The sequence below is a fragment of the Lysinibacillus sp. Ag94 genome (assembly GCF_023242215.1).
Classification (GTDB): Bacteria; Bacillota; Bacilli; order Bacillales_A; family Planococcaceae; genus Lysinibacillus.
Map to the genome: position 1 here is coordinate 174,731 of NZ_CP096780.1, position 25,051 is coordinate 199,781.

A 25,051-nucleotide genomic window follows, 5' to 3' on the forward strand; every position below is an offset into this window, starting at 1 on the left:
TTTAAGACCACCCTTTCCATGCTTACACCCAACCAAACGCTCGAGCAACTGTCGCCGTTAGCCATGTCACACCAATGGCAATAACTGTTGGAATTAAGAACGACATAAATGTCCACTTTGCACTTTTTGTTTCTTTATAAATATTGACTAAAGTTGTTCCGCAAGGGAAGTGTAGAAGTGAGAATAACATCATATTTAATGCTGTTAGCCACGTCCATCCTTGGTCGATAAACACTTGTTTTAGCTTCGATAAATCCTCAATTTCAAGCATAGCTCCTTGTGATAAATACGCCATAATTAGGATAGGGATAACGATTTCATTGGCTGGTAGCCCAAGAATAAACGCAGCCATAATAAAGCCATCCATACCAAGAGCCTGACCAAACGGATCTAAAAAGTTAACAAAGTGCATTAGAATACTCGTATTGCCAACGTAAATATTGGCGAATACCCAAGTTAAAATAGAGGCAGGCGCTGCAACGATAACAGCTCTTTTTAATACATTCCATGCTTTATCAATACTTGCTCTTAAAACAGTATCCCAAAACTTTGGTTTTCGGAATGGTGGAAGCTCTAATGTGTAATGAGTAGGCACACCCTTTAAAGCCGTTTTAGAAAGAACCCAAGAAACGGATAATGTCACAACGACGCCTAACATAACAAACCCTATTAAAATAGCCGCTGTTACTAATGAACCTGTTGCACCTGAAAAACCAGTTACCATAAATAATGATGCTAATAAAATAAGCGTAGGCCATCTCCCATTACAAGGAACAAAATTGTTCGTTAAAATGGCTAACATTCGTTCACGAGGAGATTCTATAATTCTCGTTGATAGAATAGCTGCAGCATTACAGCCAAAGCCCATTGCCATTGTTAATGATTGTTTCCCATGTCCTCCAGCTCGTTTAAATAAACGGTCCATATTAAATGCTACACGTGGTAGGTAACCGTAGTTTTCTAATAGAGCGAAGATAGGGAAGAATATCGCCATTGGTGGCAGCATAACACTAATAACCCAACCTGTACCTCTAAATAGCCCAAGAATTAAAATACCGTGTAGCCATTCTGGTGCGTGCATTGTTTCAAAAAGAATTGTGAGCTTCCCCTCTAGATAGCCGAATAAGCTTGCTAACATATCTGAAGGTACGTTTGCGCCTGCAATAGTAATGTAAAAGACAGCCCCAAGCAAGATAAGCATAATAGGGAATCCCCAAATGCGGGATGTGAAAATTTCATCTAATTTATCAGATCTGTACATTGCAGGCTGCTGTGATACTACTTTTTTACATAAAGATTTGCTTTTAGTATAAATATCACTAACGATTTCATCTCGAATATCCTCATTTGAAACTTCGTTTACTTCAGCTAAAATACCTTTAAGTGAATTATGATTTAACACTGACTGGGACTCCATTCGTTCTCACCTCTTGCTGGTTATTATTTTTATGGTGTTGCAGTTTTAAGATTAATTCCTCATCACCATCAAGTAAGCGAAGCGCAACCCATCTCGATGGATATTTATCATCAAAATAACCTTCTAATTTCGATTCAACCTTTGTAATGGCGTCCTCTATTTCTTTTGAATATTTCATGCGATACGGGGTTGTAACAATTTGCCCACTCACCAGTTGATTTAACGTATCCAGCAATCGATTAATCCCCTTTTTATTTCTTGCTGATATTTTTACAACTGGAACTCCTAGTTCACGAGCTAACCTCCGTTCATCAATTCGGATCCCTTTTTTCTCAGCTTCATCAATTAAATTGATACAAATGATGACATTATTAGTCATTTCTAAAACTTGAAGCGCAAGATTTAAATTTCTCTCTAATGATGTTGCATCGAGAACAACAATCGTTGCATCCGGTTGGTCAAAAATAATATAGTCTCTTGCGACTTCTTCATCTGCTGAATTGGAAAATAGAGAGTAGGTCCCGGGTAAATCCACAAGTACATATTGCTGTCCTTTGTGTTCAAAAGATCCTTCTGCATGAACAACTGTTTTCCCTGGCCAGTTCCCAGTATGCTGTTTCAGTCCTGTTAATGTATTAAATAATGTACTTTTTCCGGTATTTGGGTTTCCCGCTAAAGCTATTCTATTAACGCTCATTTTGTATTCCCCCTTACAATTTCGCCCAAAATCATAGAGCTTTCATTATTTCTTAATGCAATCGTCGTATTGCTTACGCGATAAGCAACAGGGTCTCCTAAAGGACTTTTACGAAGAACAGAGATTTCTGCTTCTTTCACAAAGCCTAAATCTAATAATCTTCTTCTAAGAGGACCCTTAATTTTAATTTCTTTTATTAAAAAGCAATCTCCGAATGAGCATTCAGAAAGCGGTTTTAATGTTTTTTCCATACGCATTTTTTATTCCTCTCTATAATAATATTTCATCAAACCCATATTGTTTCTCTAAGGAAACTTTATTAATGATTATCCCTGTTTTATGACAATTGTCAATAGTTATCTGAAAATTTTTTGAAAGAACGCGATAAAAGAACGTTTTGATGAAGGAAATAACGACGCATTGTCTAATTAGTTGTTGGACTAAGAATGTTGATAAAAGGGGGGGTTTGGAATACCAAAGTTGTTGATGTAATGGAATGAAACCGTCTTCTTTATGATGTATTAATGTAAGTAGGATTTCGTTACAGGTGCCCACCTGAACTTTTGAAAGAAGAGGTTGACCGTGAAGAAACAATAGCAGAGCAGAAAAAACCATAACCTTCTGCGAAATTAGCAGAGGATTATGGTTTTTTCTTTACTTGAAATTAAAAGTGGATTACTATCTAATAATTTGGAATGAACCAGGTGTCTTTGTTTGAATGAAATGACGATTTCCTTCTATTGTGTAATCAGCAGGTTCTTGCTCGCCAAAGTCATAGGTACGAACGATAGAGGCATTCGGTGATAGGTTATTGATAATGATTTCCATATCCGCCTCGAATTCAACTTGTTTTTTATTTAATGTTGCCTGGAATGTAATACGATTTAAATTTCGTGTTATTTGAATTTCCATAACACCAGTATCCTCATTAAGAAGAGTTCCTAGTGGTGGAATAATAACAGTCATATTGGATTTTGTTGTTAAAACAAAGCGCTCTGTACTATTTTCTGAATCTGCAACGTTTATTTTTGCTGTATAGGTATTTTTGTCTCTAGTCATAGCTGTGATTTTACCAGGTTCTGCTGTAGTATCCGATAAAACTGGAGTTTTAGTTCCGTTCCCTTTAGTAGGTAGATCATATTTCCCGTTTACAAAGTCTACTAAAGTCCAGACATTTGGTACAAGCTGCTGTTGCACAGGCGTTAAAGCTTCGAAGGCTGTTTTCACTGCCTGTACATCTTGAGCAGTGGACGTTTTAGGCGATAAAGCGGCAATAGCATTTTCCACTTCCTTAGCCGCTGCCTTATCCTTTACAACAAGTTGTTCAGCATCTAACAACATCTTTTCGACACCAGCAGGTAATGAAACGGTTGTATGTCTGCGTAGTGCATTAAGCTCAGCTCTAGCATCAGCTACATCTTGATGGAAGGTAATGCGAGAAGAGTTTAACAATTGGATTTTATAGACCACTTTATCGATAGATGTGTTTGGTGAGATATAGGACGTCAGTATTCTTTGTGATTCCGCACTTACAAAGGTCTTTTGCGCTGCATTTAACGTATTGTACCAATCTTTCGTTTCCATAACATTTTGGTAGTAATGAACGGAAGTCGATTCCACTGAAGCTAATTTCTCTTCAATTTGATCAGCAAGCTTACGATACGCTACTTTCGTCTGTTTATGATTAGACAGCGTGGAATAATTCGTGACATACTGTTGTTCCGTTGCCGTTAACTCATCGTATGCTTTGCTAGCTGTCTCTAAAGTCGCTTGGAATGAAGAGGTTGTATCATTAATATTCGAAATAAGTCGAACAACATTCGAAACCTTATAGTTGTAGTAATAAGTATTATCGTATATGTAAGCAGTTTTTACCTGTCCTGCAATATCGGCAGCCGATGCTGACGTAGTAGGTGCAGCATAAATAAGTGAAGGGGCCGCTACTAGGGCGAGAAAGGCCAGTTTTCTTTTGTTTTTCATAATATGGGAAACCTCCTAATTGGTTTTTTCACAAGTGTCATGGTAATTCATGAGGATTTTTGTCCTAGATGAAATCGTTGATGCCTTGAGAATATCCTAATATATGTTGATAAACCAATTTTATCATATATTAGGATTCTTTTATGTATATTTTGAGTGAATAGGTAGATAGGTTGTGCATTTTTTTTAACACTTTGTATCTTATGTACTTGGGAATCCGAAAGGTAAGAGAGGTGGATAAGATGGATAGAATCGCAAGAATCTTAGAACTCTCCTATTAAGGGGGTAGTTTGTTTGCAACGAAACTGACAAAAGGTAGTTGTTGAAAAGCCGGCTACAGCAATTAATCCAGCTTTTGTTATTGTTTTTGCTTCTTATGCGCATGGCTCGGCACGCAAAGATCGTGTTTTAGATTTAGGTTACTGAACGCTTTCTATTAGCTGGGGAAATTGCACAGTCTTGTAATGTAGATGTTGGTTTAATCGATAAAAAGCCGGTTGATATCAGCGAGCGGTATGGTCGTTAATCGTCAAAGTGGAAACGCCTTTGTTATAGAACGAATAAAAGCGTATGTAACGTTAAACGAACAACGTGCGGGTAGTATCTTGAGGAAAACGACATATATCAAGCTATTGAAATAAATATTAAAAAAACAACAGGCTATAGAGATTTTCTAGCCTGTTGTTTTTAAACTGTTATAGAAGAATTTTTATCGTTGTTTACCCGAACGTTGGACATCATTATAGATGTTGATGGCCCTGTCTAAACTGTTAATAGCATCTGTCACCTCGTACGAAGAAGCATAGGCGTTATTAACAACAGATTGGGCGTGTTCAACTGCTTTTTCTAGGTCACGTTTTTCTCGTTCTGTTGTCCACCGTTCATAATAGGGGATATCAGAACCATCTCCATTCACAGAGACTTTCACATACTTAATAGAATTAATGAGTGATGTTAGCCAAGATTTATCAACATAATTTCGATAGTTTACACCGGATTTATGATTACTTCTATACGTTGAAATAGCACTATTTAAATAATTATAGGCAGACGAAATCTCTGACTGAGACGAGTAGCCATTATTTGCAACATTTTGAGCATATGAAACAGCTGAAACTAGAGCGTCTTTTTCGCCTTGCGTCGTCCAAATTGTATAAGAAGATAATTCAGAGCCATTAACAGAAACGGTTACATATTGAACAGAGTTAATTAGCGATAAAAGGGCAGATCGATCGGCATTAGTTTGGTAAGTACCATATTTTTGTGCATTTTTATAAACTGTGATCGCGTAGTTTAAATTGCTAATAGAACTTGAGATATCAGACTGGGTTGCATAAGTATTATTGGCAACAGACTGAGCGGATGAAACGGCAGAAGATAGAGCGTCCTTCTCACTTTGAGTCGTCCAAGGCGTATAAGAAGCTACATCATTACCATTATTCCAAGAAACTGCAACATACTGAACAGAGTTAATCAGCGATAAAAGGGCAGATCTATCTCCACTAGTTTGGTGAGTACCATATTTTTGTGCATTTTTATAAACTGTGATCGCGTAGTTTAAATTGCTAATAGAATTAGTGATATCAGACTGAGTTGCATAGTTATTATTTACAACATACTGAGCGGATGAAACGGCAGAGGTAAGAGCATCCTTTTCACTTTGCGTCGTCCAAGGCGTATAAGAAGCTACATCATTACCATTATTCCAAGAAACCGTTACATATTGAATAGAATTGATCATCGATTGTAATGAAGACTTATCGCCGTAAACATATTTTGTTCCGTTCTTTTGCGCAGCTTGGTAAACAGTTAATGAAATCCGGTATTGTGTAATAGCGTTGTTTATTTGTTCCTGAGAGGCGTTGGAATTATTAGCTACTGCTCTTGCGCTACTTACGGCATATTCAAATGCTGTACGCTCAGCCTGCGTTGTCCATTTCTCAGTTGTTAAAACGTCGTTTCCATTAACAGATACGGTAACGTATGGAGGTATAGCTACTAAATTACTTAGCTCAGTTTTATTCGCCACAGGTAATTTTATAGAGGCTTTTTTATCATCCACCTGCACCTTGTTAATAAGATGCCCTGAGTCTAATGCCACCTTTTCCCCGTGTTTGACAATTACTTGCTCAATTTTACCTTCCCCGTAAAGGCTAAAATCTTTCTCAACATCGATTGTAAGCTTATCAACGTTGGCCGTAACTTCAAATGCTGTAACTTTACCAACTACATCAATTTTTGAAATAGCTTTGTCAGAAGTCACATGTACTTTCGTACGCTCCAAGTTAATATTTGGAGTTTTAATATCTTTTAAAGTGACATTTAACCAATTAATATTTCTAGTTAATAAAGGTTTAAAAGTAATTGTATCCCCAATAGTAACGTCATCAATTGTAATGGCCTTCTTCACACGATTCGTTACAATGAGCTTATCTTTAATCGTTACATTTTGAACTTTTACATAATCCGCATTTACAGTTAGACTTCCTTCAATCTGTGCGTCACCACCATCAAAATATACCGCCTTTTTATCAGTGCCAGCTTTCGTTAATGTTAGTTCTGTAACGCTCGTAATTTCGCCATTTTTCACTACTATTGTTGCTTCGGCATTCATCAATGCAGTTTTATTCGATGTGTTAAAGAGGGGCTTCAGCGACTGGCTAATTTTAAATTGGCCATTGGATGTAAGTACTTTCTCTTTAGTGACGTTGTTAATGGTAACAGTTTGCCCCTTTGTTTTGGCTGCAGCTACCTGCCCATTCATTTGAATTGAGTGGTTTAAAGCTGAATTATTTGAAGCGGCATCTGCAGTGGACATTGGCGATACAAGGGTTGCTGTAATAGCAGTTGCCATAAAAGTCGTTAATACTTTATTCTTCATTTTAGTCTCTCCGATCATTGTATTTAATGGATAATATATCATATATTTCTTTGTTTTAGTACATAAAGGGTATATTTTACCATTTATTATACGTAAATGAAATGTAGTCCCTTTTCTTTATCGTTCGTTTTTAAAAATCCTTAATTATTTTAGAAAATTGAAAGTGAAGTGCCAGGTTTTTTTGTACGAAATTGGGTAGTTGGGTGCGGAAATCACGCTCATTTCAAGGGCTATAACGTTCTAAAAGATAACTTTTACCATCTTGTTAAAGATACTGTATTAGATTAGTGTATTTAGGAAAAATGCCTTGATATGAGTGGTGAGTTAGCTTTAAAGTACATTGACCAAGCATAAAAACAGCACTACTATGGGAGAGGGAAGGGGGACAAGCTGATGTATCTCGGTATGATTTTTTTAAAATTGTGGCTCCAATTTTAGTGCTTCTAGTGCTTGGTGCAGTTTTACAAAAGAAATTTCGCTTTAATTTAAAGGCGTTATCTCAACTTATTACATATTGCTTCATGCCAGCAGCAGTTTTTGTGAATATATATGAAACGAGTATAGAGCTGTCTGTGCTTGGGGAAGTTGCGTTATTTATTCTACTTTTTATCGGAAGCCAAATGGTGCTTAGTCATTTTCTTGCAAAGGGACTAGGCTTAGTAAAAACAGAGGCTGCGGTGTTTAAAAATAGTGTTGTCCTAATTAATTCGGGTAACTATGGAATTCCAGTTGCACAAATGATTTTTGTGACTCAGCCGATTGGCGTAGCGATTCAGGTCATTCTCGTTATATTTCAAAATATGACGACCTATACTTACGGCTTGTACAATTTAATTTCTTCAACAAAATCGGGCATGTCTATTGTAAAAGACTTCCTCAAAATGCCCATTATTCATGCACTTATTATTGGTGTTGCAATGAATTATTTTACGATCACTATTCCACAGTTTGTAAGAATTCCGATAGACCATGTGGCGGATGGCTTTATCGCCGTAGCATTAATAACTTTAGGGGCACAACTATCGCAACTTGAAATCAAATCCATGTTCAATAAGATAGTATTCATTAGCTGTTTTACACGACTAGTCATAGGGCCAGCCGTGGCATTGCTAATCATTTTTGCGCTTGGTCTTGATGGTGTCGTGGCACAATCACTTTTTATAGCTAGTTCGTTCCCGACATCGCGAAATAGTTCTAGTCTTGCATTAGAATATGACGTAGAATCGGCAACTGCTGCACAAACAGTTTTATTTTCAACGATTGTGAGCTGTATTACAGTGACGATCGTGATTTATGTAGCGGAACTGCTGTTTACCTAACAGTTGGGTGCCATATAAAAAGATAGGGTGGAAAGCTTTTCAGGAGTTAGGAGCTTTTTTTCTGAATTAAAAGCTAGTGATTTATATTTGTTAAAACAAGATATAAGTTGATTGGAGTGGAGGCTGGGCGACTCCTTGGGGATTAGCGTCACAGATGAGACCCTGCAGCGAAGCGAAGCGGCGGCAACAAAGCGCCCAGCCGGAACGGAAATCAACCACACGTTATGATGATAAGCAAAAAAAACAAATGAAGCTTCCATCTCTTAACAATATCTGCTACACTAGCATCAAACTTAATAGCATTAACTAGGGGAGTCTGATGAGTCAGGCTGAGAGGGAAACGCATAGAGGTTTCTTGACCCTTTGGACCTGATCTGGCTCATACCAGCGTGGGAAAGTTAACCATTATTGCACTCAATGTATTTGCAATAACTATACCTTTACATTCTTAGCCGGATCCAAAATTTTTTGGATTCGGCTTTTGTCTTTATTGGGGTGAGCTAGATTCGGTCCTTGTAAAAATATAAAAGGGAGCGAAGTAGTTATGACAACAGTTAGCGACAAGAATATTACAATTATGTCTAGTTTTGAAGGAAGTAAAAAAGTTTATGTAGAAGGTTCTCGACCAGATATTTTAGTGCCAATGCGTGAAATTGCTCTAAGTCCAACGACAGGAAGCTTTGGGGAGGAGGAAAATGCACCAGTACGTGTTTATGATACGAGCGGCCCGTACACTGATCCTGCGTATAAGGTGGATATTACGAAAGGATTGCCAGCTTTACGTAGTGCATGGATCAAAGAACGAGGTGACGTTGAAGAATACGAAGGTCGTACTATCAAGCCAGAAGATAACGGATTCCGCAAAGCTGATGATCCACGAATGAATGAAAATGTTTTTCCGAATTTATCAAGAAAGCCTTTACGTGCGAAAAAAGGTAGAAATGTAACACAGCTTCACTATGCACGAAAGGGAATTATTACTCCAGAAATGGAATTTGTAGCGATCCGTGAAAATATGGACCCTGAATTTGTGCGCTCAGAGATCGCGGCAGGGCGTGCTATTTTGCCTTCTAATATTAATCACCCTGAGGCTGAGCCAATGATTATCGGACGTAACTTCCACGTGAAAATTAACGCCAACATTGGAAATTCCGCGGTGTCATCTTCTATTGCGGAAGAGGTAGAAAAAATGACGTGGGCTACACGCTGGGGTGCTGATAACATTATGGATTTATCTACTGGTAAGCATATTCATACGACACGTGAATGGATTATTCGTAACGCCGCGGTGCCAGTGGGAACGGTGCCGATTTACCAAGCGCTAGAAAAAGTAAATGGAGTGGCAGAGGATTTAACGTGGGAGGTGTATCGTGACACGTTAATCGAACAGGCTGAGCAAGGTGTTGATTACTTCACGATTCATGCAGGGGTATTGTTACGCTATGTGCCATTAACGGCTAATCGTGTAACAGGCATAGTGTCTCGAGGAGGCTCGATTATGGCGCAGTGGTGTTTATATCACCATCAAGAGAGCTTCTTATATACTCATTTTGAAGAAATCTGCGAAATTATGAAAACCTATGATGTTGCCTTCTCTTTAGGTGATGGTTTACGTCCTGGTTCTATTGCAGATGCGAATGATGAGGCTCAATTTGCGGAGCTAGAAACACTAGGGGAATTAACGAAAATTGCCTGGGAGCATGATGTACAGGTGATGGTAGAAGGACCAGGGCATGTTCCAATGCATCTTATTAAAGAAAATATGGATAAACAGTTAGAGGTGTGTAAGGAAGCTCCTTTCTATACTTTAGGACCGTTGACAACAGATATTGCCCCTGGTTACGACCATATTACATCGGCTATTGGTGCTGCAATGATAGGGTGGTATGGTACGGCAATGCTCTGTTATGTGACGCCAAAAGAGCATCTCGGCCTACCAAATCGTGACGATGTTCGTGTAGGGGTTATTACGTATAAAATTGCTGCACATGCTGCCGATTTAGCGAAAGGGCATCCGGGAGCACAGCAGCGTGACGATGCGCTATCTAAGGCACGATTTGAATTCCGCTGGCGCGATCAATTCAATCTTTCGTTAGATCCAGAGCGTGCAGTTGAATACCATGATGAAACATTGCCTGCAGAAGGGGCAAAGACTGCGCACTTTTGTTCAATGTGTGGACCTAAGTTTTGTAGTATGAGAATCTCACAGGATATTCGTAATTATGCAAAAGAGAATGACTTAAATACGACTGAAGCAATCCACAAAGGTATGAAGGAGAAAGCAGAGGAATTTAAACAGGCTGGCAGTCAAATTTATCAATAATTAGTAAAGCGGGCTTGTGTCAAAATTAGGCACAAGCCTTATTCGTTTCATCGGATACCCTCAGAAAAGCGATTACCACACATTATGGTGATGAGTCCTCGTTCTATCATTAATACAAAAAAGCTCCATGTGAAGTTGTCGTTCACATGGAGTAAAAAAGTTGGATTGGATATCAATAATAATAGAAAATTAAACGTTTGTTGGTTGTTTTTCGTATGGATTTGAAAGATCCATACCTTCTAATGAAAGGCCCATAGCTTTTGCTACACCTTCGCCATATGCTGGATCAGCTAAATAGCAGTGAAGGATATGACGGCGTTTGATGAACTCTTCAACTGATGCCATATCATTAGCAGTATTTTCGAATAGGCGTTGTTGCTCTTCGGCAGTCATTAGGCGGAACAATTTACCCGGCTGCTCGAAGTAGTTATTGTCGTCTTCACGGAAGTCGTGGATACCAGCATTACCGTCAATACGTAATTCAGGCTCTTTATAGTCTAAATTATGCTCCCATTCACCATAGCTATTTGGTTCGTAGCTTAAAGTTGAACCAAGGTTACCATCGAAACGCATAGCGCCGTCGCGGTGGAATGAACGGAACGGGCATTTTGGTGCGTTTACAGGAAGCATGTAGTGGTTCACACCTAAACGGTAGCGTTGTGCGTCTGCATACGCAAAAATACGAGCTTGTAACATTTTGTCTGGCGAGAAGCTAATACCAGGGATAATGTTAGATGGTGCAAATGCAGCTTGCTCAACTTCCGCAAAGTAGTTGTCCGCATTTTTGTTTAACTCGAATTCACCCACAGGAATTAATGGGAAGTCTTTTTTATACCATACTTTCGTTAAATCAAATGGGTTATATGGTAACTCTCGAGCTTGTTCTTCTGTCATTACTTGAATGTACATTTTCCATTTAGGGAAATCGCCTTTTTCAATCGCCTCATATAGATCGCGTTGTGAAGATTCGCGGTCGTTACTGATTACTTCAGCAGCCTCAGCACCCGTTAAGTTTTTAATGTTTTGCTCTGTACGGAAGTGGAATTTAACCCATACGCGCTCATTTTCAGCATTAATAAAGCTATAAGTGTGAGAACCGAAACCATGCATATTGCGGTATCCAGCCGGAATACCACGGTCAGACATAACGATTGTTACTTGGTGAAGTGCCTCTGGTAATGAAGTCCAGAAATCCCAGTTTGAATTCGCGTTTTTCATATTTGTACGTGGGTCACGTTTTACCACGTGGTTTAAATCTGTAAAGTGTAAAGGATCACGGAAGAAGAATACAGGTGTGTTGTTACCAACTAAATCCCAGTTGCCTTCTTCTGTATAGAACTTAAGTGCAAAGCCACGAATATCACGCTCAGCATCCGCTGCACCACGCTCACCTGCAACTGTGGAGAAGCGAGCAAACATATCAGTCTTTTTCCCAATCTCTGAGAAGATTTTTGCTTTTGTATATTTAGTAATATCATGCGTTACAGTGAAAGTACCGAATGCACCTGAACCTTTAGCATGCATACGACGTTCAGGAATAACTTCACGGTTGAAGTTCGCTAATTTCTCAACTAGCCATACATCCTGGAGTAATAGAGGACCACGAGGACCTGCTGACATAGAATCGTGGTTGCTTACTACTGGAGCACCACCTGCTGTTGTAAAACGACGGCTACGGTTATTTTCATTTGTCATATTAGTTTACCTCCTAAGAAAAATTGTGAGTCAAACTCTTCATCAATAACTATAACAAATGTAAATTATAATTGCTAGTAAATTATAATTATTATTGTTAAAGAATTTTTATAGTAAGATACAGACTATAAATATATGCTAGATTTAACTAGCTTATGAATAATCTTTACCACTAATTTAGTTTTTTAAAACATTTAAAAATTGAGTTATGAAAAAGAGGAAGCTCTGAATTCTTTTGTTTATTTATTCTTATTGAAAATAGAATATGATAATTGAAAAAATTGCAGTGAAAGTGGGGATCAGGTATCGGAGATCCCTTAAAAATATAGCCTTTACCCGCTACGCTTTCGCACAAGTTCCTAGTTGAACGGAAAAAAGTCTTTTTAAGTTTTGCGATAACGATGGGGAGTAATTCCGATGTGCTGTTTAAAAATTTTTATGAAGTAATTCGAATCTTCAAAACCATTTAAATCGGCAATTTCACTAATAGCAAAATCGGTTTCTACAAGCATTTTTGTGGCATTTTGAATTCGAACTTGCTGTAGGTAGCGTTTAAATGGCAGGCCTTGCTTCTTTGAAAAAATCGTACTTAAATAATTGGGACTAATCCCTAATTTATGGGCAACGTAAGGTAAAGATAACCTGCTATCCTGAAACTGTTGGTCAATAATTTCTATAGCTAGCTCTACATAGTCAGCCCTTTTTTCCATTCGTGCCTCATGAGCTAGTTCAATCAGTCTTTGTGTAAATGAAATAATGCCATTTAGAATGGTATAAAATATAGGGTGCTCAATAATTAAATGAAAAAGCTGACGATAATTTTGCTCAATTGCCGCTTTCTCATGTAATTTATACTTCAACATAAAGCGCCGAATTTGCGCCAAAACACTCGTTAGATGTATACGTAAGTCATCTTGCTTGTAATATATTCCTTCATTAGATAGTCGATATAAAAATGCTTTGACGGCTTCAATATTTCCATCCTCTAAACTACTTATTAGTAATTGTTGCTCTTCAGGTGTTAGTAATGGATCGAAGGTCTGTGTCTCCAATTGTTTGCTCGCATAAAAAATATGTCCAAAGCCTTCGTAAAAGCTTTGATGAAGTGCACGTTTTGTTAAGGTATACATATTCTTCATGGTAGTCTGCTCCCCATCATAAATTCCGATATTTAACGAGCTATTATTTGTTAATCGCCATTCCTTCATTAATGTTCGAACATCCTTCTCTAAATCATTTGTTTGGAATAAACAAACAATTCTTTCCGATAAAGGATAAATTCTCATACTAGAATAAATAGGCGTTTGCTGAAGCCAATTGTATAGTTTGTTAAACATTTCGGAATGCTCAGGCTCGATCATTGTGAAATGACTATTTGTCTCTAGGGAGCATGTTTTATTATCTAGAAAGAGTTGATAGTAAAACGATTCATCTGTAGCTTCTTGATACGCTGCTTCTGCCTTTGGTGTTCGAAGGGAAATAGCGGTGAGCTTTTGTTTTAGTACTTCTAAATCAATTGGTTTAACGAAGAGATGTGCAACCTGTAAATCAATTGCTTTTATTGCATTTTTAAACAATGGCTCAGTTGTCATAGCTAAAATAGTCCCAGAATGCTTTTGTAAAACACGATATAGTGCAGTTAAACGATTATTCGAGAATAAATCGATATTTAGCAGTATCACTTCAGGTTCGAATTGCTGGATACTTTGAAGTGCCTCATTAATAGTTGTGCTTATTTCTATAGTTACATCCCCAGGAAAATATGTATGTAAAAACCACCGGATGCCTGAAAGATCAGTGGAATCCCTGTCAATCAATAACAATTTCACAACTGCAAACCTCCTTAAAATTATCTAGTTTCGTAAAAAAATACTATTATATTATTAAAATAACAAAAATTCTGAAATAATTCATGTTTTCTCTTTTAAAATTCCCTATTTTCTGAAAAAAGTAGTTAGTACAATGTAGTTAATGTTATTGTTATTTAACTTTTGTAGCGATAGCGAAATTGATTAAAAGCATTTTTACATAGCTCTAAGGAAACAGGGGGATGTCATTATTATGAAGTCTATAATCGAGCTTGATGGCAAAACATTAACAAGACAGCAAATAGGGGGAATTGTAGATGGTCGAGCTACGGTAGCGCTTTCTCTAGATAGTGTGGAGCGTATACGTTTAAGTAGGGAACGCATTGAAAAGCGTTTAGCTGAGGGGCAAACGATATATGGTGTGAATACAGGCTTTGGAAAGCTAAGCAATATAAAGATTGAAGAGGAAGACATTGAACTTTTACAGTTAAACTTATTGCGTTCAGATGCGACAGGTGTTGGTGAACCATTCCCGACAGATGTCGTACGCGCCATGATGGTTTTACGTGCCAATGCTTTAGCACGGGGTTTTTCAGGAATTCGTCTAGAAACAGTGCAGCTGCTTTTAGAATTTATTAATAAGGGAGTACATCCGATTGTACCTTCTCAAGGTTCAGTTGGAGCAAGCGGAGATTTAGCGCCGTTATCACATTTGGCTTTAGTACTAGTAGGTGAGGGTAAGGCGGAGTTTAATGGAAAGATTATGAGCGGTAGTGAGGCTTTACAGCAAGTTGGGCTAACGCCTGTCCGACTACAAGCTAAGGAAGGTCTAGCGCTTGTAAATGGTACCCAAGCCATGACGGGTATCGGGGTTTTAACAGTGAACGAGGCAGAGCGTATTGGGCTAGCGGCAGATATGGCAGCAAGTTTAACGCTTGAGGCACTGAAGGGGATTACTTCAGCATTTGATCCAGCGCTGTTGGCGGTAAGACCACACCCAGAATTAGAGCTTGTTGGCGGACGAATCCGTAAGTGGCTTGATGGAAGTAAACGTGTGACAAGGCAAGGTGAAATCCGTATGCAGGATGCCTATTCACTACGTTGCATTCCGCAAGTGCATGGTGCTTCATGGCAGTCATTTTTCTATGCTCAGGACCGTGTGCAAACTGAAATGAATGCAACGACAGATAATCCGATTGTTTTAGAAAATGGAGAAGTATTGTCTGGTGGGCATTTCCACGGTCAACCAATTGCATTAGCAATGGACTTTTTAAAAGTCGGTGTAAGTGAGTGGGCTAATATTTCTGAGCGACGTACAGAACGCATGGTTAATCCACATCTTAATGAAGGTTTGCCACCATTTTTAGCGACAAATCCTGGTATTGAATGCGGACTGATGATTGCGCAATATACAGCAGCCTCTATCGTATCTGAAAACAAAGTATTGGCACATCCTTCAAGCGTGGATTCTATACCGACATCGGGTAACCAAGAGGATCATGTGAGCATGGGTACAACATCGGCCCGTCAAGTACGTCAAATCGTGCATAATGCCGCTCGTGTCATTGCGATAGAAATGATTTGTGCATCGCAGGCTATTCATTTAGATAAGGCAGAAGAGCAGTTATCTCCAACAACTCGAAAGTATTTAGAAAAAGTGCGTGAATTTTGTCCGCCGTTGTTAGCGGATCAACCAATCGGCGATGAAATTGAAGCGCTTGCACGGTATTTATTAACGAGTGATGTTCTATTGAATGAGTATCTGTAAACCTTAAGGTGATAACTTCCTAGAGAAAATCCAACATATCCTTCAAGTTGTCTGGATGACCTAGAAATTTCTTTCAAAAGCACTTGCATCGGAGGGATTGATATAGAATTTCATCAAAGAGAGCTAGAGCGAGACTCGCAATTTCGAGTCTCCTCAGCGATTAAGATGTTTGTCTGTAGCTTAGTCGGAATATTCAGCTTTTTTATATCGTTTGATTGGCAAGGGAAGAATACAATTTTAATTGATCACATCGTGAATTTTATTCGAGGCGAAGCACCGCTGCTTGTAACTGCGTATGTACTCATCATGCTTGTAGGTGGAGCGATTCATCCTTTCGTTACTAAGAAATGGAATAAGTCGACCGTCAATATCGTGATGTCCATCTTTAAAGTGGGCGGTATGATTGCGGGGATTTTGTTAGTTTTCAATATAGCACCTGGATGGTTAGCGGATGAAAGTATTGGCCCGTATTTATTGGAGAAGCTTGTTAAGCCAGTGGGAATACTAATTCCAATCGGGTCATTGTTTTTAGCACTATTAGTAAGCTATGGATTACTTGAATATATCGGTGTTTTAACACAGCCGTTTATGAAGCCTATTTTCAAAACACCGGGACGTTCAGCGGTGGATGCGGTTGCCTCATTTGTCGGCAGTTATTCGGTGGGCTTGCTTTTAACAAACCGTGTTTATATGGAAGGTCGCTACACAGCGAAGGAAGCCGCGATTATTGCAACAGGCTTCTCGACTGTATCGGCAACGTTTATGGTCGTTATTGCAAGTACGCTAGATATTATGCAGCATTGGAATGCGTTTTTCTGGGTATCGCTCGTTGTAACATTCTTAGTCACAGCGTTAACAGCGCGTATTTATCCACTTCGTTCAATAAAGGATGACTACTACAAGGGCGCAACGCCTATGCCAGAAAAAATTGTAAAGAAGGACCGTTTTAAAGAAGCGTGGCGTCAAGCGATGGATGCAGTTGAGCAAAATCCACCTTTATCTAAAGTTTTATGGTCAAATCTAAAAGATGGCTTCATCATGGCAATGGGTGTTATTCCGTCGATTCTATCGATTGGTCTGCTAGGGCTTGTACTTGCAACATATACGCCCATTTTTGATTGGCTTGCGTATATTTTTGTACCATTCACATATGTGTTACAAGTTCCAGAACCATATTTAGCAGCGAAAGCGCTGTCATTATCGTTAGCAGAAGTATTTTTACCGGCACTTGTTGTCACGCAAGCAACAATTGTGACGAAATTTATTGTGGCAGTCGTATCCATATCGGCAGTTTTGTTCTTTTCAGCCGTTATTCCACTTATTTTATCATCTGAAATTCCGTTGACATTGCGCCAGATTTTACTCATTTGGTTTGAGCGTGTCGTATTAACTTTAATCCTCGTAACACCGATTGCATTTTTACTATTCTAAAGGAGCGTGTTTTTAATGGTAGTTAAAACAAATATTCGTGCACCACGTGGAAATGAATTAACATGTAAAGGTTGGACGCAGGAAGCTGCAATGCGTATGTTAATGAACAATCTAGATCCTGAAGTAGCAGAAAATCCAGATGAACTAATCGTCTATGGTGGGATTGGTAAAGCGGCGCGTAATTGGGAAAGCTATGAGCAAATTATTACGTCATTAAAAGAATTAGAGAATGATGAGACACTTCTTATTCAATCAGGAAAGCCGGTAGCTGTATTCCGTACACATGAACATGCACCTCGTGTATTAATTGCGAACTCTAATTTAGTGCCAGCGTGGGCAAATTGGGAGCATTTTTATGAGTTAGAAGACCGTGATTTAATGATGTACGGCCAAATGACTGCTGGTAGCTGGATTTATATTGGTGCACAAGGGATTTTACAAGGAACATATTTATCATTCGTAGAGGCGGGCAAAAAAGTATTTGGTACAACAGATTTACGAGGCAAATTCATCCTTACAGGTGGTATGGGTGGCATGAGTGGTGCACAGCCTTTAGCTGGAAAAATGGCTGGCGCTGTCATTTTAGTCGTCGAAGTAGAGCGTGCTCGAATTGAACGTAAAATAAAAGAAGGCTACTGTGACTATCTTGTTGAGTCGGTAGATGAAGCTATTGAATTAGTCAATAAACTACGTGAGCAAAAAGAGCCTGCGTCAATTGGTCTTGTTGGCAACTGTGCAGATGTTAATCGTGAGCTATTGAACCGAGGAATTATCCCTGATTTTGTAACTGACCAAACATCTGCCCACGATCCGATAAATGGCTATGTTCCAAATGGTATGACGTTTGAGGAAGCGCTTAAACTGCGTAAAAGTGATGTGAAAACGTATGAGCGAAGAGCAAAAGAGACGATGGCAGAGCATGTTCGTACAATGCTTGAATTCCAGCAAGCAGGTGCAGAAGTATTTGATTACGGTAATAATATACGTGCCTATGCCAAAGAGATGGGTGTAACGAATGCCTTCGATTTCCCTGGTTTTGTTCCAGCGTATATTCGTCCCTTATTCTGTGAGGGGAAAGGGCCATTCCGTTGGGCTGCACTTTCAGGTGACCCTGAGGACATTTATAAAACAGATGCACTTGCCAAAGAAATGTTTGCTGAAGATGAAGGTCTTGTGAATTGGATTGATATGGCGCAAAAAATGGTTAAATGGCAAGGGTTACCGGCACGAATTTGCTGGTTAGGCTATGGTGATCGTCATCGTTTTGCATTAAAGGTTAATGAAATGGTTGCCAATGGTGAGCTTTCAGGACCGATTGTCTTTGGTCGAGATCATCTAGACTCAGGTTCAGTTGCTTCACCAAATCGTGAAACAGAGGGTATGCTTGATGGCTCTGATGCAGTATCGGACTGGCCGATTCTAAATGCGCTTGTCAATACTGCAAGCGGTGCTAGCTGGGTAAGTGTTCATCACGGTGGTGGTGTAGGTATGGGTTATTCTCAGCATGCTGGTCAAGTGCTAGTAGCGGATGGTTCTGAGTTAGCTGCAGAGAAGATTGCACGAGTGTTAATTTCCGATCCAGGAATGGGCGTTGTGCGCCACGCAGATGCTGGCTATGAAATTGCTATTAATACAGCAAAGAACAAAGGTGTGCGTATACCAATGTTAAAGGATGATGCGAAGTGACAATTTTAATCAAAAATGCCAATGAAGTGATCACGTTAAAAAGTGCTGTACAAGGTCCTCGTACAAAGGAACAAATGCGTGACATCGAAGTAGTGGAAAACGGCAGTGTTTTAATAGCGGGGAATAGCATTAAAGCAGTAGGATCAATTGCACAGCTAGAAGCGGATTTCCCTGATCTTGTAAAGATGGCTGAGGTCATTGACGCCTCAGGTAAGATTGTTATGCCGGGTCTCGTCGATTGTCATACGCATTTAGTTCATGGTGGTACACGTGAGCAGGAGTTTAATATGCGTCTTAATGGTGCCACATATATGGAAATTATGAATGCGGGTGGCGGGATTCATGCCACAACAAACCGGACACGAGAAACTAGCTTTGATGATTTATATAGAAAAACGATGAATCATTTAGATGTATTTTTAAAGCATGGTGTCACAACGGTGGAGGCAAAATCAGGCTATGGTTTAGATTGGGAAACTGAAAAGAAGCAGCTTGAAGTTGCGAAGGAATTACAAGCTACACATGACATTGATGTCGTTAGTACCTTTATGGGGGCGCACGCGGTGCCGCGTGACTATAAGGGACGTGAGGATGAATTTGTCGATGTCGTCATTCACGACATGCTACCGAAAGTAGCTGAGCTAAATCTTGCCGAATTCAATGATGTATTTTGTGAAAAAGGTGTATTTACGCCAGAGCAATCACAACGCATTTTAGAGGCTGGGAAAGCGTTAGGGTTAACACCGAAAATTCATGCTGATGAAATTGAGCCTTATAAGGGAGCAGAACTTGCCGCGGAAGTAGGGGCAATCTCGGCGGAGCATCTATTAGTTGCTTCGGATGAGGGAATACAAAAAATGGCTGAAGCCGGGACGATTGCAGTGCTGCTGCCTGGAACAGCATTCTTCTTACGTGCCCCTTTTGCAAGAGGACGCCTAATGATTGATGAAGGGGTACCTGTAGCTATTTCAACTGACTTTAATCCTGGCTCATCCCCAACGATGAGTTTGCCGTTTATCATGAATTTAGCTTGTATGCATATGGGTATGACATTAGAGGAAGTGTTAACGGCGACAACTATTAATGCAGCATATGCACTTAACCGTGGACATCAAATTGGCTCTCTTGAAGAAGGTAAACAAGCTGACGTCATTATATTGGATGTTGCCAACTACAAGCAGTTACAATATTTCTATGGCATGAATCATACGAATACGGTCATTAAAAATGGGCGAGTTGTCGTACAGGATGGTATTCTTTTGAAAAATCAGCTAGTGAATTGAATAATACGAAAAGCATAAATAAGGCACAGGTGCTTTGTTTATGCTTTTTAAATTGCGTTAGACAATGAAAACCCGCAAGAGGAAAAGCGCTTGAATATGTTTCACGCTGTTCATACTTATATCAGCAAATTCGTGAACAATTTTACAGTGAAAGAATTACAGCAAGACATTGTAGTAAATGGATCTATTCTTTACAAAGAACCAACACTTAAGGAAATCCATGGTTCATCACCAAAAGTTGAGGATGACTTTTGTTAAAACTTCTACTATGTAAATAGTTGATTGAAGTGGAGACTGGGCGACTCCTCGGGGATCAGTGTCACAGATGAGACCCTGCAGCGCAGCGAAGCGGCTCATCGGACGCCCCCAGGAAAGCGCCCAGTCGGAACGGAAATCAACCACACGTTTTGGTGATGGTATATATAGAAAAGAATTTACATCTACTATGGAGTAAGTATAAACGAACAATGAATCCAGAAAAGTATCCTGTCGATTTAATTATTAAAGAAAAAGTCGTAAAGATGATAAATGGAGAACCAAAAGGAGAAGAAGAACGGAGAGATAGATAATGGCGAGAATAGGAATTTACGGATCGTCCTTTGATCCGATTACAAATGTTCATCTTTGGACCGCGAGCACAGTCGCGCATCGTTGCAAATTAGATAAAGTAATTTTTTTACCTTGTTCAAATAAACGAAAGGATAAGGAAATAAAAACGGAGAATTCTCATCGATGGAATATGCTAGAGCTGGCTATTGCAAAGGATGAGCGTTTTATTGCAGATTCATATGAAATGGAGCAAGAAGGTTGGAATATTTACACATATGATACGATGAAACATTATAGAGAACAATACCCAAATGATGAAATGCATTTTATTATGGGAGCTGATTTATTAGTTGATATTGGAGCAGGATTGTGGAAAAAAGGAGAAGCATTAGTAGCTGAGAATAAATTTATTGTAATGGCACGGCATGGAATTGATATGTTATCAACAATTAGTCGTTCTCCAATTTTGAGGAATCATGATGATGGAAGGTTTCATTTGATTGACAAAGGCTTAGCAATGGAAATTAGCTCTACCTATATTCGAGAAGAGTTTGCAATGGGTGGTGAACCCAAATATCTACTGCCCGGCGCTTGTTATGACTATATTAAAAAGCATAATCTTTATCAAAAATAACCAAGGTATGGGTGGCTACATGATAATAGAGTGCGTTTCAACTGTAGGTAAAGCTATTGAAAAAGCGGTGAAGCGTCAGCAACAAATGTTTTCTGTGCGAAAGCGAAGCGTCAGCAACAAATGTTTTTTCTGTGCGAAAGCGAAGCGTCAGCAACAAATGTTTTTTCTGTGCGAAAGCGAAGCGTCAGCAACAAATGTTTTTTCTGTGCGAAAGCGAAGCGTCAGCAACAATGTTTTTTCTGTGCGAAAGCGAAGCGTCAGCAACAATGTTTTTTCTGTGCGAAAGCGAAGCGTCAGCAACAAAGCGCCCAGTCAGAACGGAAAAGGAGTCTTTTATTTTGTAAAGATGGTGAACTTTCTCATTTACAGGTTCGGGTAAGATATAATAAATCTAAATGATATATTAAGGGTTGTGTGTATCATCTAGTGCAATGATTAATGTTAGAAAGGAATTCTTAGAAGTGCAACTTACATTAACATTTCTTATATTAGGAGCGACAATTTTTACATTTGTAACCAATAAAGTACGAGCGGACCTCGTTGCGATTGTGTCCCTTCTTGCCTTTGTCATTACAGATATTTTAACACCTACAGAGGCGCTTGCTGGCTTTTCGAACTCTGTAGTTTTAATGATTGCAGGGTTATTTGTTGTGGGAGCAGGAATTTTACGTACTGGACTCGCAGGAATGGCAGGGCGATTATTGTTGAAATGGTCAGGGGATAGTGAATTAAAGTTATTTGTGTTATTACTTATTATTGTAGGTACAGTAGGTGCCTTTATGAGTAATACAGGTACTGTAGCTTTAATGATGCCGATCGTTGTTAGTATTGCCGTTAGTATGAAGGAAAGTCCTTCGAAATTCTTGCTACCTCTCTCTTATGTTGCAAGTCTTTCGGGGCTTATGACATTAATTGCTTCACCAACAAATTTAATTGTCAGTCAGTTGTTAATAGATCGTGGTTATAATAAGCTAGGCTTTTTCGAGGTGACACCCATCGGTATTGTGGGAATGGTTGTCGGTATTATCTATTTAGTACTCGTGCGCAATATTCTTTTACCAAATGAAAAGAATCGTACACAAACAAAAGCTGACTATAAACTATCACCGAAGAAGATTATTAAGCAATACGATTTAAATAATCATTTGTTTAAAGTGTTTGTGCCTGAGGGTTCGCCGATTATTGATGCAACATTAGCACAATTAAAGCTTCCGGCCAAATATACGCTTTGTATGATGAAAATTCACCGTCGATCTCAAGAAGGCATTAATTTTTTACCGATGACATATCAGGAAATGGCAGGTCCTACAAGCGTGATACATGCCAAAGATGAATTGTATGTCCAAGGTGAGGAAGAGAATATTCGTCGTTTTACATCCGATTATAGTCTAGAGATGCAGGAACTAGTCGAAGGAGAGGCAGATGACTTGGTATCGAAGCATCTTGGTATTGCAGAGGTATTATTAACGCCAAATTCGAGCTTTATTAATGAGACTGTTAGCACTCTGGGCTTCCGAGAAAAATATAATCTTAATATAATCGGTATTAATCATAGAGGTGGCTATAAACTTCAAGATATGGTGAAGCATAAATTGAAATTTGGTGATGCCATCTTAGTGCAAGGATCATGGGATGAAATTCTATTACTTGCAAGGGAAACGCAGGATGTCGTTGTAGTTGGTCAGCCGAAAGAGCATGCGAGTGTGGCGGCTGCAACGGGTAAAGCTGGTATTGCTGGTGTCATTATGCTTTTAATGATTGTGTTAATGGCTTTTGAAATTTTCCCTGCTGTTATTTCCGTTATGATTGGAGCTGTATTGATGATATTAACAGGCTGTTTACGTAATATGGAGGATGCTTACAGCAATATGAACTTTGAAAGTATTGTGCTTGTAGCTGCGATGCTTCCGATGGCGACTGCATTGGAGAAAACAGGTGGTATGGTTATTCTGTCCGATGGTATTATTAACGCGCTTGGAGATTATGGACCGTATGGAGTATTAGTTGGTGTATATACTTTAACAGTTATTTTTGGACAATTTATTAGTAATACCGCTACTGCAGTTTTGTTCGCACCGATTGCTATGAATGCGGCGATTGCAATGGGAGCAAGTCCAACGACATTTATGATTGCCGTTGCTGTAGCAGCAAGTATGGCGTTTGTCACACCAATTGCTTCCCCGACAAATGCGCTTGTGATGACAGCTGGCGGTTATAAATTTATGGACTTTGTGAAAATCGGAATCCCGTTACAGATTATTATGTTTATCGTCATGATGCTGGCAATTCCATTTTTCTTCCCATTTTAACTTCATTTAATAAGTGTTTAATGTAGCGAAAGCGAAGCGTCAGCTACAGAGGCCTACTGCTTTATAGGAGTAGGATGAATGAGGTATTAAGTCACTTTTCAGTGGGGGTGTCTAAACAATCGCTGAAATAGAGGAACAGTCTAAGAACGCCGCGTCCTATGGCAATGTCTGAGTGACCAACTTTGTGTTAGCTGCATAATTGATAAAAAACTCGGTTTCTATACCGAGTTTTTTGTTTTAGTGAAAAACAATTAATATTTTCATAGGGATTATGATAAAATTATATTTTAGATTACAATAAAATAATATTAAATTCACTTCAGATTGTGGGTCTGATATTAAATTGTTTTTTAACCATATATATAGGAAGTTTCTCGTTGAAATAAAAAACTTTTAATTTTTTTCGGGAAAAGTGTTGACCTTATTATATTATGAGTGTATTATTATACAAGTCGCTAAGACATCTACTGAAAAACAATCGAGTTAAATAAATTAATTGTTGACATAGAGTTTGCGACATGATATTATATAAGAGTTGCTGCAATAAAGGTAGTAACGAAATGAACCTTGAAAACTGAACATGCAAAACGTAATCAATAAAGTTTTTACTAGCTAACTTCGAGTTAGTGAACGAAACAAAATTTTGGACATCAAACATGATGCCAGCAAAACAATTTGAGCTAATCAAATTTCTTTTTATGGAGAGTTTGATCCTGGCTCAGGACGAACGCTGGCGGCGTGCCTAATACATGCAAGTCGAGCGAACAGAGAAGGAGCTTGCTCCTTTGACGTTAGCGGCGGACGGGTGAGTAACACGTGGGCAACCTACCTTATAGTTTGGGATAACTCCGGGAAACCGGGGCTAATACCGAATAATCTATTTCACTTCATGGTGAAATACTGAAAGACGGTTTTGGCTGTCGCTATAAGATGGGCCCGCGGCGCATTAGCTAGTTGGTGAGGTAACGGCTCACCAAGGCGACGATGCGTAGCCGACCTGAGAGGGTGATCGGCCACACTGGGACTGAGACACGGCCCAGACTCCTACGGGAGGCAGCAGTAGGGAATCTTCCACAATGGGCGAAAGCCTGATGGAGCAACGCCGCGTGAGTGAAGAAGGTTTTCGGATCGTAAAACTCTGTTGTAAGGGAAGAACAAGTACAGTAGTAACTGGCTGTACCTTGACGGTACCTTATTAGAAAGCCACGGCTAACTACGTGCCAGCAGCCGCGGTAATACGTAGGTGGCAAGCGTTGTCCGGAATTATTGGG

Annotated in this window: 15 protein-coding genes, 1 pseudogene, 1 riboswitch and 1 other annotated feature (1 of these 18 only partly in view); of the genes and pseudogenes, 9 read left to right on the plus strand and 7 right to left on the minus strand. The window is 39.2% G+C overall.

What is annotated here, in order from left to right; genetic code table 11:
* Positions 1-22: 22 nt before the first annotated feature.
* From MY533_RS00825 to MY533_RS00845, 5 genes are all read right to left on the minus strand, one after another.
* Positions 23-1,417, minus strand: a complete 1,395-nt coding sequence (locus tag MY533_RS00825; protein ID WP_132363539.1) for a nucleoside recognition domain-containing protein — start codon at positions 1,415-1,417, stop codon at positions 23-25.
* Positions 1,389-2,114, minus strand: coding sequence for a FeoB small GTPase domain-containing protein (locus MY533_RS00830; RefSeq protein ID WP_248717673.1), 726 nt, complete (start codon positions 2,112-2,114; stop codon positions 1,389-1,391). The genes MY533_RS00825 and MY533_RS00830 overlap by 29 nt, the downstream gene beginning before the upstream one ends.
* Positions 2,111-2,371, minus strand: a complete 261-nt coding sequence (locus MY533_RS00835) for a FeoA family protein (RefSeq protein ID WP_371873286.1) — start codon at positions 2,369-2,371, stop codon at positions 2,111-2,113. The genes MY533_RS00830 and MY533_RS00835 overlap by 4 nt, the downstream gene beginning before the upstream one ends.
* 421 nt (positions 2,372-2,792) lie before the next feature.
* Positions 2,793-4,094, minus strand: coding sequence for a hypothetical protein (locus MY533_RS00840; protein WP_248717674.1), 1,302 nt, complete (start codon positions 4,092-4,094; stop codon positions 2,793-2,795).
* A 709-nt stretch (positions 4,095-4,803) separates the two neighbouring features.
* Complete coding sequence (locus MY533_RS00845; protein WP_248717675.1) at positions 4,804-6,975, minus strand: S-layer protein; 2,172 nt, start codon at positions 6,973-6,975, stop codon at positions 4,804-4,806.
* Positions 6,976-7,365: 390 nt separating this feature from the next.
* Here MY533_RS00845 and MY533_RS00850 point away from each other — a divergent pair.
* Positions 7,366-8,294: pseudogene (locus MY533_RS00850) on the plus strand (AEC family transporter).
* Between the two features lie 298 nt (positions 8,295-8,592).
* Positions 8,593-8,707: riboswitch (TPP riboswitch) on the plus strand.
* A 131-nt stretch (positions 8,708-8,838) separates the two neighbouring features.
* On the plus strand, positions 8,839-10,617 hold the full coding sequence (thiC, locus tag MY533_RS00855; RefSeq protein ID WP_248717676.1) for a phosphomethylpyrimidine synthase ThiC: 1,779 nt from the start codon (positions 8,839-8,841) through the stop codon (positions 10,615-10,617).
* Between the two features lie 189 nt (positions 10,618-10,806).
* Here the strand turns inward: thiC and MY533_RS00860 are convergent, their stop codons facing one another.
* Both MY533_RS00860 and MY533_RS00865 read right to left on the minus strand, forming a co-directional pair.
* Positions 10,807-12,312 carry a catalase gene (locus MY533_RS00860; RefSeq protein ID WP_132363527.1) on the minus strand — a complete coding sequence of 502 codons (1,506 nt, stop codon included), beginning with the start codon at positions 12,310-12,312 and terminating at the stop codon, positions 10,807-10,809.
* 383 nt (positions 12,313-12,695) lie between these two features.
* The gene (locus MY533_RS00865) at positions 12,696-14,141 is read right to left on the minus strand and encodes a response regulator transcription factor (RefSeq protein ID WP_248717677.1); all 1,446 of its coding nucleotides are present in this window, start codon (positions 14,139-14,141) and stop codon (positions 12,696-12,698) included.
* Between the two features lie 232 nt (positions 14,142-14,373).
* On the opposite strand from MY533_RS00865, the gene hutH reads away from it, so the two are divergent.
* The 7 genes from hutH to MY533_RS00900 all read left to right on the plus strand — a co-directional run bounded on the left by hutH (position 14,374) and on the right by MY533_RS00900 (position 23,780).
* Positions 14,374-15,888, plus strand: coding sequence for a histidine ammonia-lyase (gene hutH / locus MY533_RS00870; RefSeq protein WP_248717678.1), 1,515 nt, complete (start codon positions 14,374-14,376; stop codon positions 15,886-15,888).
* Between the two features lie 165 nt (positions 15,889-16,053).
* On the plus strand, positions 16,054-17,319 hold the full coding sequence (locus MY533_RS00875) for a YjiH family protein (protein ID WP_248717679.1): 1,266 nt from the start codon (positions 16,054-16,056) through the stop codon (positions 17,317-17,319).
* A 15-nt stretch (positions 17,320-17,334) separates the two neighbouring features.
* Positions 17,335-19,005 (plus strand): urocanate hydratase, encoded by a 1,671-nt coding sequence (gene hutU / locus MY533_RS00880; RefSeq protein ID WP_248717680.1) that lies wholly within the window; start codon positions 17,335-17,337, stop codon positions 19,003-19,005.
* Positions 19,002-20,288: an imidazolonepropionase gene (gene hutI, locus MY533_RS00885; RefSeq protein WP_248717681.1), complete on the plus strand. Its 1,287-nt coding sequence runs from the start codon at positions 19,002-19,004 to the stop codon at positions 20,286-20,288. Before hutU ends, hutI begins: the two co-directional genes overlap by 4 nt.
* 51 nt (positions 20,289-20,339) lie before the next feature.
* Positions 20,340-20,546, plus strand: a complete 207-nt coding sequence (locus MY533_RS00890) for a hypothetical protein (RefSeq protein ID WP_371873332.1) — start codon at positions 20,340-20,342, stop codon at positions 20,544-20,546.
* A 310-nt stretch (positions 20,547-20,856) separates the two neighbouring features.
* Positions 20,857-21,471: a nicotinate-nucleotide adenylyltransferase gene (nadD, locus tag MY533_RS00895; RefSeq protein ID WP_248717682.1), complete on the plus strand. Its 615-nt coding sequence runs from the start codon at positions 20,857-20,859 to the stop codon at positions 21,469-21,471.
* Between the two features lie 431 nt (positions 21,472-21,902).
* A complete protein-coding gene (locus MY533_RS00900; protein ID WP_248717683.1) occupies positions 21,903-23,780 on the plus strand; it encodes an SLC13 family permease in 1,878 nt (625 codons plus the stop codon).
* Between the two features lie 695 nt (positions 23,781-24,475).
* Positions 24,476-25,051: a sequence feature (16S ribosomal RNA rRNA prediction is too short), on the plus strand; it runs 78 nt beyond the window's last position.